This is a genomic window from Pseudomonas sp. D3-10, from assembly GCF_051132175.1.
In the GTDB taxonomy this organism is placed as follows: Bacteria; Pseudomonadota; Gammaproteobacteria; order Pseudomonadales; family Pseudomonadaceae; genus Aquipseudomonas.
In genome coordinates, this window is sequence record NZ_CP071668.1 from 1,991,096 (window position 1) to 2,004,040 (window position 12,945).

Consider the following 12,945-nt stretch of genomic DNA (forward strand, 5'->3'; position numbering starts at 1 on the left):
GGGATGTCCCTTCTTCGAGAGAACTGCCATGTTCAAATCGCGCTCGTTGATTGCCGCAGTGACCTGTTTCGCCCTGGCGGCCAGCCCTGGCATTGTTGTCGCGGACCCGGGAAACGGCAAGGGAAACGCTCAATTTGATCAAGGTCCCGGTCAAGGGCAAGGAGGCAAGGGCGGGCAAGGCAACAAGGGGCGGCAAGGGAATCCTGGGAACAAGGGCAACCAAGGTGGTGGCGATTGGCATAACGGCCCCAGCATCGATCGTGGCGGCATCCTGGGTGTGATTGGCGGTTATCGCGATTATTGGAGCCCCGGCCCGGCATTGCCGCCGGGCATTCAGAAAAACCTGGCCCGAGGCAAGCCGTTGCCCCCCGGCATTGCGAAGAAGCTCGATGGCCGGCTGTTGGGACGCTTGCCGCACTATGACGGTTATGAATGGCAGCAGGTCGGCTCGGACCTGATCCTGGTGGCGATTGCCACTGGCATCATTTATGAAGTGCTCAACGGTGCGTTCGACTGAGCCGGTGCTTCCAGTTAGGAAATGAAACCTGTGGGAGCGAGCCTGCTCGCGAAAGCGGTGTGTCATTCAGCATTGAGGTTGGCTGACCCGACGCCTTCGCGAGCAGGCTCGCTCCCACATTTTTTCCAGGTGTTCTCGGGTAGCGCATTTCCCTCTGCGGGAGTGAGCTTGCTCCCACAGGATTTGTATCAGCTTTCCAGCTGCCGCAGGCGTTTGTACAAGGTATTGCGGCTGACTCCCAGCCGTCTCGCCAGATGCGAAATATTCCCGCCCACGGCCTGCAACTGGCGGTTCAAGTCTTCAGCATCGTTGAGGTCCACCGTAAGTGGTTCGGGCGTTTCCACCGGCTCCATGTCCAGGTCGACAAAAAAATCGTCGGGCAGGTGCTCTGGGCGGATCGGTTGTTCCTCGGCCATCGCCAAGGCGACTTGCAGCACGCTGCTGACTTGCCGCAGGTTGCCGGGCCAAGGATGCCGCTCGAATAAATCCGTCACTTCACGGCTCAGGCCGGCCCATTGGGTCGGTTCGCGGTGATGTTCCCAAAGGCGTTTGAACAGCGCCTGCTTGTCGCTGCGTTCGCGCAGGGGCGGCAGTTCGAGGGTCAGGCCGCCGATGCGGTAGTACAGGTCCTCACGAAAACGCCCCAGTTGCACCTGTTCACGCAACGAACGGTTGGTGGCGGAGATGATGCGAATGTCCACCGGGAACAGCTCGGCGCTGCCCACCGGTTGCACGCAACGTTCCTGCAGGACCCGCAACAGCCTGGCCTGGGTCGGCAGGGGCATGTCACCGATCTCGTCGAGGAACAACGTGCCGCGATCCGCTTTGCGGATCAGGCCGATGCTGCCTTTTTGGTTGGCGCCGGTGAAGGCGCCTTTTTCATACCCGAACAGTTCCGATTCCACCAGCTCCGCTGGAATGGCCGCGCAGTTGACCGCAATGAACGGCTGTTGGCAGCGCGAGCTGGCCTGGTGCAGAGCCTTGACGAACACTTCCTTGCCGACACCGGTCTCGCCGTGGATCAGCAGCGGAATATCTTTTTCCAGCAAACGCTCGGCCTGCCGCACGGCTTTTTCCACGCGGCTGTCGCCGAAGTGCAGCGAGTTGAGGCTGATGCCGGTATTGGCCGGTGCTGGCGTGGGCGTGGGCGAGGGCGTCGGTTCGGCGAAGATGCGCGGCTTGACCGAAACCTGTTTCGGTCGCCTGAGCACGCACTGGAACCGATTGCGTCCGGAGGCCTGCAAGGCGAACGGCAGGCCGTCGGGCTGGTTCAGCAATTCCATCAGCGAGACCTTGAACAGGCTTTCAATGCTCACCCGCGACAGGCTCAGGCCCAACAGGTTGTCGGCGCGGCGGTTGGCCGAGAGCACTTGGCCGCTTTCATCGAAGATCAGCAGCCCGGCCCATTGGCTGTCGAGGTTGTTCAGGCCGGTGTTGAACGTCAGCTGGAAATGTTCACCGCGAAACAGGTTGAGGATCAGCCGATTTTCCACGGTCTGGCTCATCATCTTGACCATGCCCAGGGTATGGGAGGGCGGCAGGTAGCTGTCGCTGGAGACGTCCAGCACGGCGATGACCTTGCGCTCGGCATCGAAGATCGGGGCGGCGGAGCCGGTCATGAACCGGTTGGCCTTGAGGAAGTGTTCATCGTGTTCAATGTGAACGGCCTGCTCGCAAGCCAATGCTGTGCCGATAGCGTTGGTGCCGGTGCAGCGCTCCATCCAGCTCGCCCCGGCGCTGAAGCCATGGGCCAGTTTCGGTTCGATGAAGCGCTGGGTGCCCCAGGACGTCAGGACCTGTCCTTGATTATCGGCCAGCATGATCAGGCAATTGGAGTTGCTCAGGATGTTCTCGTAGTACGGCAGCACTTCCTGGTGAGTGGTCTGCACCAGTGAATGCTGGCTCTCCAACAACTGGGCAATACCTTCGGCCGGCAGTTGGTCGAACGCGGGCACGCTCTGGTGGTTCAGGCCAAAGGCACGGCAACGGGACCAGGAAGCCTGGATGATGGCCTCGTGGGACAAGGCAGGAGCAGGTGCGGCCATGGGGCACTCTCGCAGGTGCTGTTTTTATTGTTGTGGCAAGTCTCGCACAGAGTCCTTGTGCTGGGGCAGGCCCAAAACACCACATAGGTGTTCGGCCCTTGTGGGAGCGAGCAAGCTCGCTCCCACAAGGGCATGGCAGGCTAGCCGAAAGCGTTCATTGAGTGTTGTTCAAAATTGTTCATTGTCAACCGACTGGTTGTTCAGTTGTTCATTCATGGTTGTTCACTTGTGTTCATCAGTGAACGTCTTTTTTCAGTGAATCAAACGAAATACCAGCCTTATCAGTGACTTATGATTTCTGGCACGGCTTTCGCTTTCTTACTTGGGTCGCTTGACTCCAAATAATAAAAAGGCCGAGCCATGTCATTAAAGCTTGAGCACATCTGTCGCACCGTCGAAGGCCAGACCTGGATCGACGATGCCAATCTGAATTTCGAACCCGGATCCTTCAACGTTTTGCTGGGCCGCACGCTATCCGGCAAGACCAGCCTCATGCGCTTGATGGCCGGGCTGGACAAGCCCGACAGCGGCCGCATCCTGATGAACGGCGTCGACGTCACCCAGCGCCCGGTGCGGTTGCGCAACGTGTCGATGGTCTACCAGCAGTTCATCAATTACCCGACCATGACCGTTTTCGAAAATATCGCCTCGCCGTTGCGCCAGGCAGGCGTGGCCGAGGAGATCATCCAGGGCAAGGTCCTGGAAACCGCGAAAATGCTGCGGATCGAGAAATTCCTCAAGCGCCATCCTCTGGAATTGTCCGGAGGCCAGCAGCAGCGCACGGCCATGGCGCGGGCCCTGGTCAAGGACGCCGAGTTGATCCTGTTCGACGAGCCGCTGGTGAATCTGGACTATAAGTTGCGCGAAGAGCTGCGCCAGGAAATGCGCGAGCTGTTCGAGGCCCGTCATACCATCGCCGTCTACGCCACCACCGAGCCTAACGAAGCGCTGGCCTTGGGCGGCACCACGGCCATTCTTCACGAAGGCCGGGTGATCCAGAGCGGCAAGTCTTCTTCGGTCTATCACCAGCCACAAACCGTGCTGGCCGCCGAACTGTTTTCCGAACCACCGATCAACCTCATGCCGGGGCGTATCGCCGGCAATGAGGTCAGCTTCGCCAATTTCGTGCATTTCCCGCTGAACGTCGACCTGCGCCCGGTGGGCGAGGGCGAGTTCCGTTTCGGCGTGCGCCCCAGCCATATTTCCCTGGTGCCGAGCAACGACGATGACCTTGAACTGGCGGTGACCGTCGAGGTGGCCGAGATCAGCGGCTCGGAGACATTCCTGCACGTGCGCAACGAACATTTCCTGCTGGTGCTGCATTTGCCGGGGGTGCATGAATACGACGTGGACGCGCCGATCCGCATCTACATTCCGACCCACAAACTGTTTGTCTTCGACGCCGAGGGCAAGCTGGTCCAAGCCCCGGGTCAGCGTATTGCGAGGGTTGCCTGATGGCCGAAATTCGTTTGCAGAACCTCGCCCACAGCTACACCAGCACCCCGGCGAGCCCCGAGGACTACGCGATCCGCGAGATGAACCACATCTGGGAGCAGGGCGGTGCCTATGCGCTGCTCGGGCCTTCGGGCTGCGGCAAGTCCACCTTGCTCAACATCATTTCCGGCTTGCTCAGCCCTTCCGAAGGGCAAGTGATGTTCGACAGCAAAGTCGTCAACGAACTGTCCCCGGAGCGGCGCAACATCGCCCAGGTGTTCCAGTTCCCGGTGGTCTACGACACCATGACGGTGTTCGACAACCTGGCATTCCCGCTGCGCAACCAGGGCATGGCCGAGGCGCGGATCCACACCAAGGTGCATGAAATCGCCGAGGTCCTGGACCTGCAGAATCTACTGGATAAAAAGGCCCGCAACCTCACCGCCGACGAGAAACAGAAAGTCTCCATGGGCCGGGGGTTGGTGCGCGACGATGTGTCGGCGATTCTGTTCGACGAGCCGTTGACGGTGATAGACCCGCACCTGAAATGGAAACTTCGGCGCAAGCTCAAGCAGATCCACGAGCAGTTCAACATCACCATGGTCTACGTCACCCACGACCAGTTGGAGGCCTCGACGTTCGCCGACAAGATCGCCGTGATGTACGGCGGGCAGATCGTGCAGTTCGGCACACCCCGGGACTTGTTCGAGCGCCCGAGCCACACCTTCGTCGGCTACTTCATCGGCAGCCCGGGAATGAACCTGATAGAGGTCACGGCGCAGCCCGGTGGCGTTGGCTTCGGGTCGACCCATTTGCCCCTGTCGCAAACCTTGCAACGGAGTGTCGCCGAAGCCGAGGGCAAAAGCCTGAAGGTGGGCATCCGTCCGGAGTTCGTCCACGTCTGGGATGGCCCGTACGACGACGCGATGCGCGCTGACGTGGTCCACGTCGAAGACCTGGGCACCTACAAGATCCTGACCCTCAACCTCGATGGCGCTCCGCTGAAAGTGCGCCTGGCCGAAGACAAGCCGGTGCCGGAAGGCACGGCGTACATCAGTTTTCCGGGCCAATGGCTGATGGTCTATGCCGATGAATATTTGCTTGAACCGGTGGGCGAGGTGCAGCCATGAACAAGGTGCAGAACAACAAGGCCTGGTGGCTGGTGTTGCCGGTGTTCCTGCTGGTGGCCTTCAGTGCCGTGATCCCGATGATGACCGTGGTCAACTATTCGGTGCAGGACATCTTCGACCAGTCCAGCCGATATTTCGTCGGCGCCGACTGGTACAAGCAGGTGCTGCTCGATCCACGGCTGCACGATTCGCTGTTGCGCCAGTTCATCTACTCGGCGTGCGTGCTGCTGATTGAAATTCCCCTGGGTATCGCCATTGCCCTGACCATGCCGACCAAAGGCAAGTGGTCGTCCCTGGTGCTGATCATCCTGGCGATTCCGCTGCTGATTCCGTGGAACGTGGTCGGCACCATCTGGCAGATTTTCGGCCGCGCCGACATCGGCTTGCTGGGCTCCACGCTCAATGGGCTGGGCATTAACTATAACTACGCGGCCAACACCATGGATGCCTGGGTCACCGTGTTGGTGATGGACGTCTGGCACTGGACGTCGCTGGTGGCGCTGCTGTGCTATTCGGGGCTACGGGCAATTCCCGACGTCTATTATCAGGCGGCACGGATCGACCGGGCGTCCAACTGGGCGGTGTTCCGGCACATCCAGCTGCCGAAGATGAAAAGCGTGCTGCTGATCGCCGTGATGCTGCGCTTCATGGACAGCTTCATGATCTACACCGAGCCGTTCGTCCTCACCGGCGGCGGGCCGGGCAACGCTACCACGTTCCTCAGCCAGACCCTGACGCAGATGGCCATCGGTCAATTCGACCTGGGCCCGGCGGCGGCGTTTTCCCTGGTGTACTTCCTGATCATTCTGTTGGTGTCCTGGCTGTTCTATACCGCCATGACGCACGCCGACGCCAACCGTTGAGGCCCGCAAAATGAGCAAGAGAAAGCTGATTCCACTGCTGATCTACATCCTGTTCCTGCTGGTGCCCATCTACTGGCTGCTGAACATGTCGTTCAAGAGCAACACCGAGATCCTCGGCGGCCTGTCCCTGTGGCCGCAGGATTTCACCTTCCAGAACTACAAGGTGATCTTCACCGATCCGAGCTGGTACACCGGTTACCTCAACTCGCTGTACTACGTGAGCCTGAACACGGTGATTTCCCTGGGCGTTGCGTTGCCGGCGGCCTATGCGTTTTCCCGCTATCGGTTCCTGGGGGACAAGCACCTGTTCTTCTGGCTGCTGACCAACCGCATGGCGCCACCGGCGGTGTTCCTGTTGCCGTTCTTCCAGCTGTATTCGTCCATCGGCCTGTTCGACACCCACATCGCCGTTGCCCTGGCTCACTGCTTGTTCAACGTGCCGCTGGCGGTGTGGATCCTCGAAGGGTTCATGTCCGGGGTGCCAAAAGAAATTGACGAGACCGCCTACATTGACGGCTACAGTTTCCCCAAGTTCTTCGTCAAGATCTTCATCCCGTTGATCGGCTCCGGCATCGGTGTCACGGCGTTTTTCTGCTTCATGTTTTCCTGGGTCGAACTGTTGCTCGCGCGCACGCTCACCTCGGTCAATGCCAAGCCGATCGCGGCGGTCATGACGCGCACGGTGTCGGCGTCGGGTATCGACTGGGGCGTGCTGGCGGCGGCGGGGGCGTTGACCATCCTGCCGGGCATGCTGGTGATCTGGTTCGTTCGCAACCACGTGGCCAAGGGCTTTGCCCTGGGCCGGGTCTGAGGAGTCGATGATGGAATGGATGAACTGGACCGTCCCGACGGCGGCGTTTTTTGGTGTCATCGCCTTGTTGTTGATAGGCATGACCACTTGGGAACTGCGTTCGCCGAGTATCCCTCGGCGTGGTTTCCTGCCGATTGCCACCACCCGTGGTGATCGGTTGTTTATCGGTCTTCTCGGTAGCGCCTACCTGCATCTGCTGGTGATCGGCGCCACCGACTGGAGCATCTGGATAGCGTTCGCGTTGTCTTTGGTGTGGCTGTTGGCAGTGATGCGGTGGGGCTAGTCGCTCGACGATCAGGCTCTTAAACCCAAACAGGAGGTCTCTATGTTCGATAAAAACAATAAGCTGCGACATAGCGTTTCATTGGCAGCCGCGCTGGCACTCAGCGGGCTGAGCGCTACGGCCTGGGCCGACGCCTATGAAGACGCCGCTAAAAAATGGATCGGCAGTGAATTCAAGCCGTCGACGCTGACAGCCGAGCAGCAGCTCGAAGAGTTGAAGTGGTTCATCAAGGCGGCCGAGCCGTTTCGCGGGATGAAAATCAACGTGGTGTCGGAAACCATCGCCACCCACGAGTATGAATCCAAGGTGCTGGCCAAGGCCTTCAACGAAATCACCGGGATCCAGCTGACCCACGACCTGCTGCAGGAAGGCGACGTGGTGGAGAAGCTGCAGACCCAGATGCAGTCGGACAAGAATATCTATGACGGCTGGGTCAACGACTCGGACCTGATCGGTACGCACTTTCGCTACGGCAAGACCGAGTCGATCACCGACCTGATGGCCAACGAAGGCAAGAATTTCACTTCGCCAACCTTGGACCTGAAGGACTTCATCGGCATTTCCTTCACCACCGCGCCGGACGGCAAGGTCTATCAACTGCCGGACCAGCAGTTCGCCAACCTGTACTGGTTCCGCGCCGACTGGTTCGAGCGTGCGGACCTGAAGGCCAAGTTCAAGGAAAAGTACGGCTACGAGCTGGGTGTGCCAGTGAACTGGTCGGCTTATGAAGACATCGCCAAGTTCTTCTCCGAGGACGTCAAGGAGATCGACGGCAAGCGCGTCTACGGCCACATGGACTACGGCAAGAAAGACCCGTCCTTGGGCTGGCGCTTCACCGATGCCTGGTTCTCCATGGCCGGCGGCGGCGACAAGGGCCTGCCCAACGGTTTGCCAGTGGACGAGTGGGGTATCCGCGTCGAGGACTGCCATCCAGTGGGCTCCAGCGTGACCCGTGGCGGGGACACCAACGGCCCCGCGGCCGTGTTCGCCACCACCAAGTACGTGGACTGGATGAAGAAGTACGCGCCACCGGAAGCGGCGGGCATGACCTTCTCCGAATCCGGCCCGGTGCCGTCCCAGGGCAACATCGCCCAGCAGATTTTCTGGTACACCGCTTTCACCGCCGACATGACCAAGCCGGGTCTGCCGGTGGTGAACGCCGACGGCACGCCGAAATGGCGCATGGCGCCTTCGCCACGCGGTCCGTATTGGGAAGAGGGCATGAAGCTGGGCTATCAGGACGTGGGTTCCTGGACGTTCATGAAGTCCACGCCTGAGAAACAGCGCCTCGCGGCCTGGCTCTACGCACAGTTCGTAACCTCCAAGACCGTGTCGCTGAAAAAGACGATCGTTGGCCTGACGCCGATTCGCGAATCGGACATCAACTCCCAAGCGATGACCGACCTGGCGCCGAAGCTCGGTGGCCTGGTGGAGTTCTACCGCAGCCCGGCCCGCGTGCAATGGTCGCCGACCGGGACCAACGTGCCGGACTACCCACGCCTGGCGCAGTTGTGGTGGAGCCACATCGCCGAAGCGGCCAGCGGCGAGAAAACTCCGCAACAAGCCCTCGATGGCTTGGCCAAGGACCAGGACGCCATCATGACGCGTCTGGAACGCTCCAAGGCTCAAGCCACCTGCGCACCTAAGATGAACCCTGAGCGCGACGCGCAATACTGGTTCGATCAGCCGGGCGCACCGAAGCCGAAACTGGCGAACGAGAAACCTAAAGGTGAAACCGTGAGCTACACCGAGCTGCTGAAATCGTGGGAAGCGGCGCGTAAATAACGCTGCACGGCAATGAGAAAACGGCACCGAAAGGTGCCGTTTTTTTTTCGCGAGTTTGAACTCAAAACCAATCCCCCGTGGGATTTGCGCATCAACCCGCCTTGGCGGCGCTTGCTTGAGCGTGTTTGGCCACCGGTGTTGGCTGGGGTTTCATCAACGCATCCAGCGCCTGGCGATACGTGCGGCCCGCCAGGCTCATGCTGTTGTTGTGCGTGGCTCCTGGCACCAACAGCAAACGCTTGGGTTCGCGGGCGGCGTTGAACAACTGCTCGCTGAAACGCGGCGGTACGTAGCGGTCGGCGGCACCGTGGACAATCAGCAGCGGCATGTTGATCTGGCCGATCTTGTCGATGGAATCGAACTTCTGCGACAGCAACCAGCGCACCGGCAAGGATGTGTCCGCCATCGCAGTGGCGACATCACCCAACGACGTAAACGTGGATTCGATCACCAGGCCCCTGGCCGGTACGGCGCTGCCACTGCTCGCGGCTTTCTGAGCCAGATCCGCAGCGAGATCAACCGCGACGGCACCGCCCAGTGAATGACCGTAGATCAGCCGCAAGGCCGGGTCCGGTTGCAGCGTTTCGAGGCGCTCCCAGGCGATACGCGCGTCCTCGTAGACACTGGATTCCGATGGCAGGTCGCCCTGGCTTTTGCCGAAGCCACGGTAATCGATCGCCAGCACCGAATAGCCCAAGGCCCTCAGCTGCTGGATGCGAAACAACTGGCCCGTCAGGTTCCAGCGCACGCCGTGCAGGTACAGGATGGCCGGCGCGTCCTTGCGTTCGGCCGGCCACCACCAGCCGTGAATGTTTTCCCCTGCCCTGAGCTGCTTGGGCTTGAGATCGAATTCCTGCACACCGCTGGGAAGGCCACTGAACCAGCTCGCCGTCCCCGGCTCGATGCGAAACACCAGCTCACGCTCCTTGTGTTGCAACACTGCACAGCCCACCGGCAAACCGGCCACTATCGCGACCATGAACGACCAGGCCAGCCAGCGCTGTTTGAGACGAGAGAATAAAGAAGGCATCGATGCGATTCGCTACGGGTAACAGAAGTTGCCTTTTAGCAGATTCGCGCAGGGGCGCGCAGGAGTTTCGGGCAACTTGCCACTGGGTGCCTCGCTCTGCCTTGGGAGGGCGAGTGCAAGCCGATCGAACTCTCGCCGTTTCGTCCCACTCGAAACTCAATATCCATCCTTACCGAGGACGACGCCATGACGAACGAACATTCCAAAGGACAAACCCAAGCCGACAATCATGCACCCGCCAAGGATGCCACCGGCGCCCCGGTGCCAGTGGTGGAGCGCGACGTTCACCACCCCGATCCGGCGACCGACAAGGTGGATAAGACCATCACGCCCAAGTCGATCAAAAGCCACGAGCAGGATGCCGAAAAACTGCAGGACGAGGTGGCTCAAGTGGAGAAAAAGCTCGACCGCTAGGCAAGCCTGTCATTCGTCCGGAGGGCCCTTTGCGCAACTGGAAATTACTCCACCCGTGTGCCTTACTGCCTGTTCCTTAGGGGAGGGCGACGGGATGCGACGTAGAAGCGCACAGTATTGGCTTTGGGTGAACAGTCGGCTGCCGGGCCGCAACCATGAAGAAATCCTCGACGACGGCACCCATGTCGAGGTCCAGGCGAGGATCAATCACCAGTCCGTCACGCAGGTCTTCGTCTGTGTCTATCGTCCGAACGGCGCCGTTTGGGTCGAGCAATTCCATGACCGGAGCATGCGCGAGCCGCTGTGCCAGGCGTTGGAGTGGGGCTTGGGCCGGGCGCGGGAAATCGTCGCCGGTACGGCAGGTTTCAAGGCACCGCACAAGATCCAGACGACCCTGGGCCCCTTGATCAAGGACGAATGCGCCTTGGCCCTGCGGCGCATGGACATGAGCGATGAAGAACGACTCCGGCTCAAGGCTCGGGATGCATGGGCTGAATACGTCAACGCCAAGCAAGCGATGCTCGCATTGATGCGTTCGGCCCGGGTCGATGCCGACGTATGGGAGGAGCAAAAACGTCGACTGCGCGAAGCCATCGATCGCCGCGCCTCGCTGGCGCGGGCAAGCCTGCACCACTGACACACGCCCCTCCGTGGCGAGGGAGCAAACTCCCTCGCCACGTGCCCCTTCAGTGCACATCCCCAAATTCAACCAGCGCCAACCTGCGGCCATTCCCGCCATACCCGACCTTTGGCACCCCCGCCAGGCGCCGCTGAAGCACTTGGGTCAATGAATTGCCAGGCGCCAGGCTGGCATCGCCAAAATCCCCGTCCAGTTCCAGTGGATGGACAATCACTTCCAGCGAGCCATGGACCGGCGGTGCGGCGTGGTGCAGGTCCGCCGGGGTGCAGACGTAATCGGCGGTTGCGCCGCAGAGCTGGCGCAGACGATGGTTGAGCAGCGTCTTGAAGATGCGCTTGGGCACGCTCAGGTTGGGGCCGAGGTTGCGTGCCAGGCGCATAGGCACGCCTTGTCGCGCTGCGAAGCGTGCCACCAGTTCTCCGACGGGCCAGATGTTATGCACGTGTTGATGCGAGTCCAGGTGGCTGGGGCGCAGGCCGCGGTCCAGGCAATGCTGCCATTGCGCCTGAAGTTCTGCTTGCACCGCTGCCAGATCGGCCGCTCCCAAGTGCAGGCAGTAGCGTGACAGGTTGAGGTCGAATTCGCCGTTGGCATTGCAAAACCTCCGTCGCGCCCTGATTGCCTGGCTTAGTGGCGGTCCGTAGCTGAGATTGAAATGCAACCCGATGCGTCCTTCAAGCAACGGGTGCCGGGACAGTTCACAGGCCTGGTCGAAGGCCGGCATGTTGGCCATGGCGGTGGCGGAGCTGATGACGCCTGCTTCGAACGCCCGCAGGATCAGTTCGTTTTCACTGAGGCTGAGTCCGAAATCGTCAGCGTTGATGATCACTTGGCGAGGCATGTGTGTTTTCCTGGCGCTTGGAAGAGGACGAGGCCGTCGTCGCGGTCGGTCTGGCCCGGCGCTTGCCTAGCCAAGGCTTCAGGCTTTTCCATAGCCGCAAGGCGAATCCCATGAGCAGGCCATCGGGCTGCCAGGAATAAAAACTCCAACGCCAATGTTCCAGTTGTCCGGTCATACGTTCGTGCAGTTGATGGCTCGAATTTTCCAGGCTGACCCGTGAAGCGTCGATCCACCGCCAGTTGTCGTCCAGCCCCCAGCGAATCCATTCCTCGAGTAATACGCGGCCGCTGCCCAGGTCGGCGTGCTGCGGCAGGAACGCCAGGTTGTAGTCATATAGTCGCCCTTGATCCAACAGGCCCAGGCGATAGCTGATGCATTCGCCGTTCAGCTCCAGCGTCACCACCCGCACCAAGCCTTGGGCGGCGAGGGCGGTGAAGGCATGGTTCATCCATTGCCGACGCCTGGGGTCGGCGAAGATGCCGACGCCTTCCTCGCCTTTCCAGCTGGCGGCCTCCACCTCGGCAAGGGTCCGCAGCAGCGGCCCCATGCCGATGGCGTCCGGCGTGATGCGGCGAATCTGTGCACCACACGCGGCGATTCGCTTGCGCGCCCGGCGCAACTTGTAGCGTGGGTCGCCGGAAATTTCCTGGTGATCGCTGGCACTGATCAAGTGCACCGGAACCCGGCAACTGAGCCGCCGCTCCCCGGTGGAGCTCATCGCCATCCATGCACTGAGCACGCTTTGCTCGCCCACCGGCTCGACCACTTCGTTCAATTGCAGCAGCGCATGCGGTAAATACTGGCGGATCTGCGTCAGCGCCTGGCCCATGCCGTCGGCGTCCAGGCGCGCCAGTAAGGCGATACGGTCGGCCAAGGGGTAACCCAGGTGATGCAAGACCCGGAACCGCAGGCCGCCGACACGCTCCTGTCCGCTGATCAATGGCAGGCACAGCAGCAGGTCCTGGTCCTGCCAGCCCAGCAGAACATGCAACTGCTGGTCGGGCAACAGCGCGAACTCCGATGCTTGCAGCCAGGCCAAGGTGTTGAACGGCGTTGCGTCGGTCACCTGTGCGCGCAGCTGTTCAAAAGCCGTTACAGGGAAATCCGCCGCGCTCAGAGAGCCATACCATTGGAACCGGATCGCCATGAGCA

At 60.7% G+C, this 12,945-nt stretch carries 13 protein-coding genes and 1 pseudogene; 9 read left to right on the forward strand and 5 right to left on the reverse strand.

Features of this window, described 5'->3' with window-relative positions; genetic code table 11:
• Positions 1 to 28: 28 nt before the first annotated feature.
• Positions 29 to 517, forward strand: coding sequence for an anti-virulence regulator CigR family protein (locus J3P90_RS08980; RefSeq protein WP_434606717.1), 489 nt, complete (start codon positions 29 to 31; stop codon positions 515 to 517).
• A 16-nt stretch (positions 518 to 533) separates the two neighbouring features.
• On the opposite strand, the pseudogene J3P90_RS08985 reads toward J3P90_RS08980, so the two are convergent.
• Both J3P90_RS08985 and J3P90_RS08990 read right to left on the reverse strand, forming a co-directional pair.
• Positions 534 to 665: pseudogene (locus J3P90_RS08985) on the reverse strand (metal ABC transporter ATP-binding protein); the annotation flags it as partial.
• Positions 666 to 705: 40 nt separating this feature from the next.
• Positions 706 to 2,562: a sigma-54-dependent Fis family transcriptional regulator gene (locus J3P90_RS08990; RefSeq protein ID WP_434606715.1), complete on the reverse strand. Its 1,857-nt coding sequence runs from the start codon at positions 2,560 to 2,562 to the stop codon at positions 706 to 708.
• Positions 2,563 to 2,922: 360 nt separating this feature from the next.
• Here J3P90_RS08990 and J3P90_RS08995 point away from each other — a divergent pair, with 360 nt between their 5' ends.
• The 6 genes from J3P90_RS08995 to J3P90_RS09020 are packed head-to-tail and all read left to right on the forward strand — an operon-like array spanning position 2,923 to position 8,868.
• Positions 2,923 to 4,017, forward strand: a complete 1,095-nt coding sequence (locus J3P90_RS08995) for an ABC transporter ATP-binding protein (RefSeq protein WP_434676158.1) — start codon at positions 2,923 to 2,925, stop codon at positions 4,015 to 4,017.
• On the forward strand, positions 4,017 to 5,126 hold the full coding sequence (locus tag J3P90_RS09000) for an ABC transporter ATP-binding protein (RefSeq protein WP_434676159.1): 1,110 nt from the start codon (positions 4,017 to 4,019) through the stop codon (positions 5,124 to 5,126). Before J3P90_RS08995 ends, J3P90_RS09000 begins: the two co-directional genes overlap by 1 nt.
• Positions 5,123 to 5,989 (forward strand): carbohydrate ABC transporter permease, encoded by an 867-nt coding sequence (locus tag J3P90_RS09005; protein ID WP_420765774.1) that lies wholly within the window; start codon positions 5,123 to 5,125, stop codon positions 5,987 to 5,989. The genes J3P90_RS09000 and J3P90_RS09005 overlap by 4 nt, the downstream gene beginning before the upstream one ends.
• Before the next feature lie 10 nt (positions 5,990 to 5,999).
• Positions 6,000 to 6,800 carry a carbohydrate ABC transporter permease gene (locus tag J3P90_RS09010; protein ID WP_434676160.1) on the forward strand — a complete coding sequence of 267 codons (801 nt, stop codon included), beginning with the start codon at positions 6,000 to 6,002 and terminating at the stop codon, positions 6,798 to 6,800.
• Between the two features lie 10 nt (positions 6,801 to 6,810).
• Entirely contained in the window at positions 6,811 to 7,083 is a 273-nt protein-coding gene (locus J3P90_RS09015; RefSeq protein WP_030142071.1) for a DUF2160 domain-containing protein, read from the forward strand.
• Between the two features lie 42 nt (positions 7,084 to 7,125).
• Positions 7,126 to 8,868, forward strand: coding sequence for an ABC transporter substrate-binding protein (locus tag J3P90_RS09020; protein ID WP_420765776.1), 1,743 nt, complete (start codon positions 7,126 to 7,128; stop codon positions 8,866 to 8,868).
• Positions 8,869 to 8,959: 91 nt separating this feature from the next.
• On the opposite strand, the gene J3P90_RS09025 is transcribed toward J3P90_RS09020, so the two are convergent.
• Positions 8,960 to 9,898 carry an alpha/beta hydrolase gene (locus tag J3P90_RS09025; protein WP_434559717.1) on the reverse strand — a complete coding sequence of 313 codons (939 nt, stop codon included), beginning with the start codon at positions 9,896 to 9,898 and terminating at the stop codon, positions 8,960 to 8,962.
• Positions 9,899 to 10,084: 186 nt separating this feature from the next.
• Here J3P90_RS09025 and J3P90_RS09030 point away from each other — a divergent pair, with 186 nt between their 5' ends.
• Both J3P90_RS09030 and J3P90_RS09035 read left to right on the forward strand, forming a co-directional pair.
• The gene (locus tag J3P90_RS09030) at positions 10,085 to 10,312 is read left to right on the forward strand and encodes a hypothetical protein (RefSeq protein WP_420765782.1); all 228 of its coding nucleotides are present in this window, start codon (positions 10,085 to 10,087) and stop codon (positions 10,310 to 10,312) included.
• A 94-nt stretch (positions 10,313 to 10,406) separates the two neighbouring features.
• Positions 10,407 to 10,949 carry a hypothetical protein gene (locus J3P90_RS09035; RefSeq protein WP_434606710.1) on the forward strand — a complete coding sequence of 181 codons (543 nt, stop codon included), beginning with the start codon at positions 10,407 to 10,409 and terminating at the stop codon, positions 10,947 to 10,949.
• Positions 10,950 to 10,998: 49 nt separating this feature from the next.
• Here J3P90_RS09035 and J3P90_RS09040 read toward each other — a convergent pair whose 3' ends face one another.
• Together J3P90_RS09040 and J3P90_RS09045 are read right to left on the reverse strand one after the other, a co-directional pair.
• Positions 10,999 to 11,793 (reverse strand): ChbG/HpnK family deacetylase, encoded by a 795-nt coding sequence (locus J3P90_RS09040; protein ID WP_434606708.1) that lies wholly within the window; start codon positions 11,791 to 11,793, stop codon positions 10,999 to 11,001.
• Positions 11,765 to 12,940, reverse strand: coding sequence for a GNAT family N-acetyltransferase (locus J3P90_RS09045; RefSeq protein WP_434606705.1), 1,176 nt, complete (start codon positions 12,938 to 12,940; stop codon positions 11,765 to 11,767). The genes J3P90_RS09040 and J3P90_RS09045 overlap by 29 nt, the downstream gene beginning before the upstream one ends.
• Positions 12,941 to 12,945 lie beyond the last annotated feature (5 nt).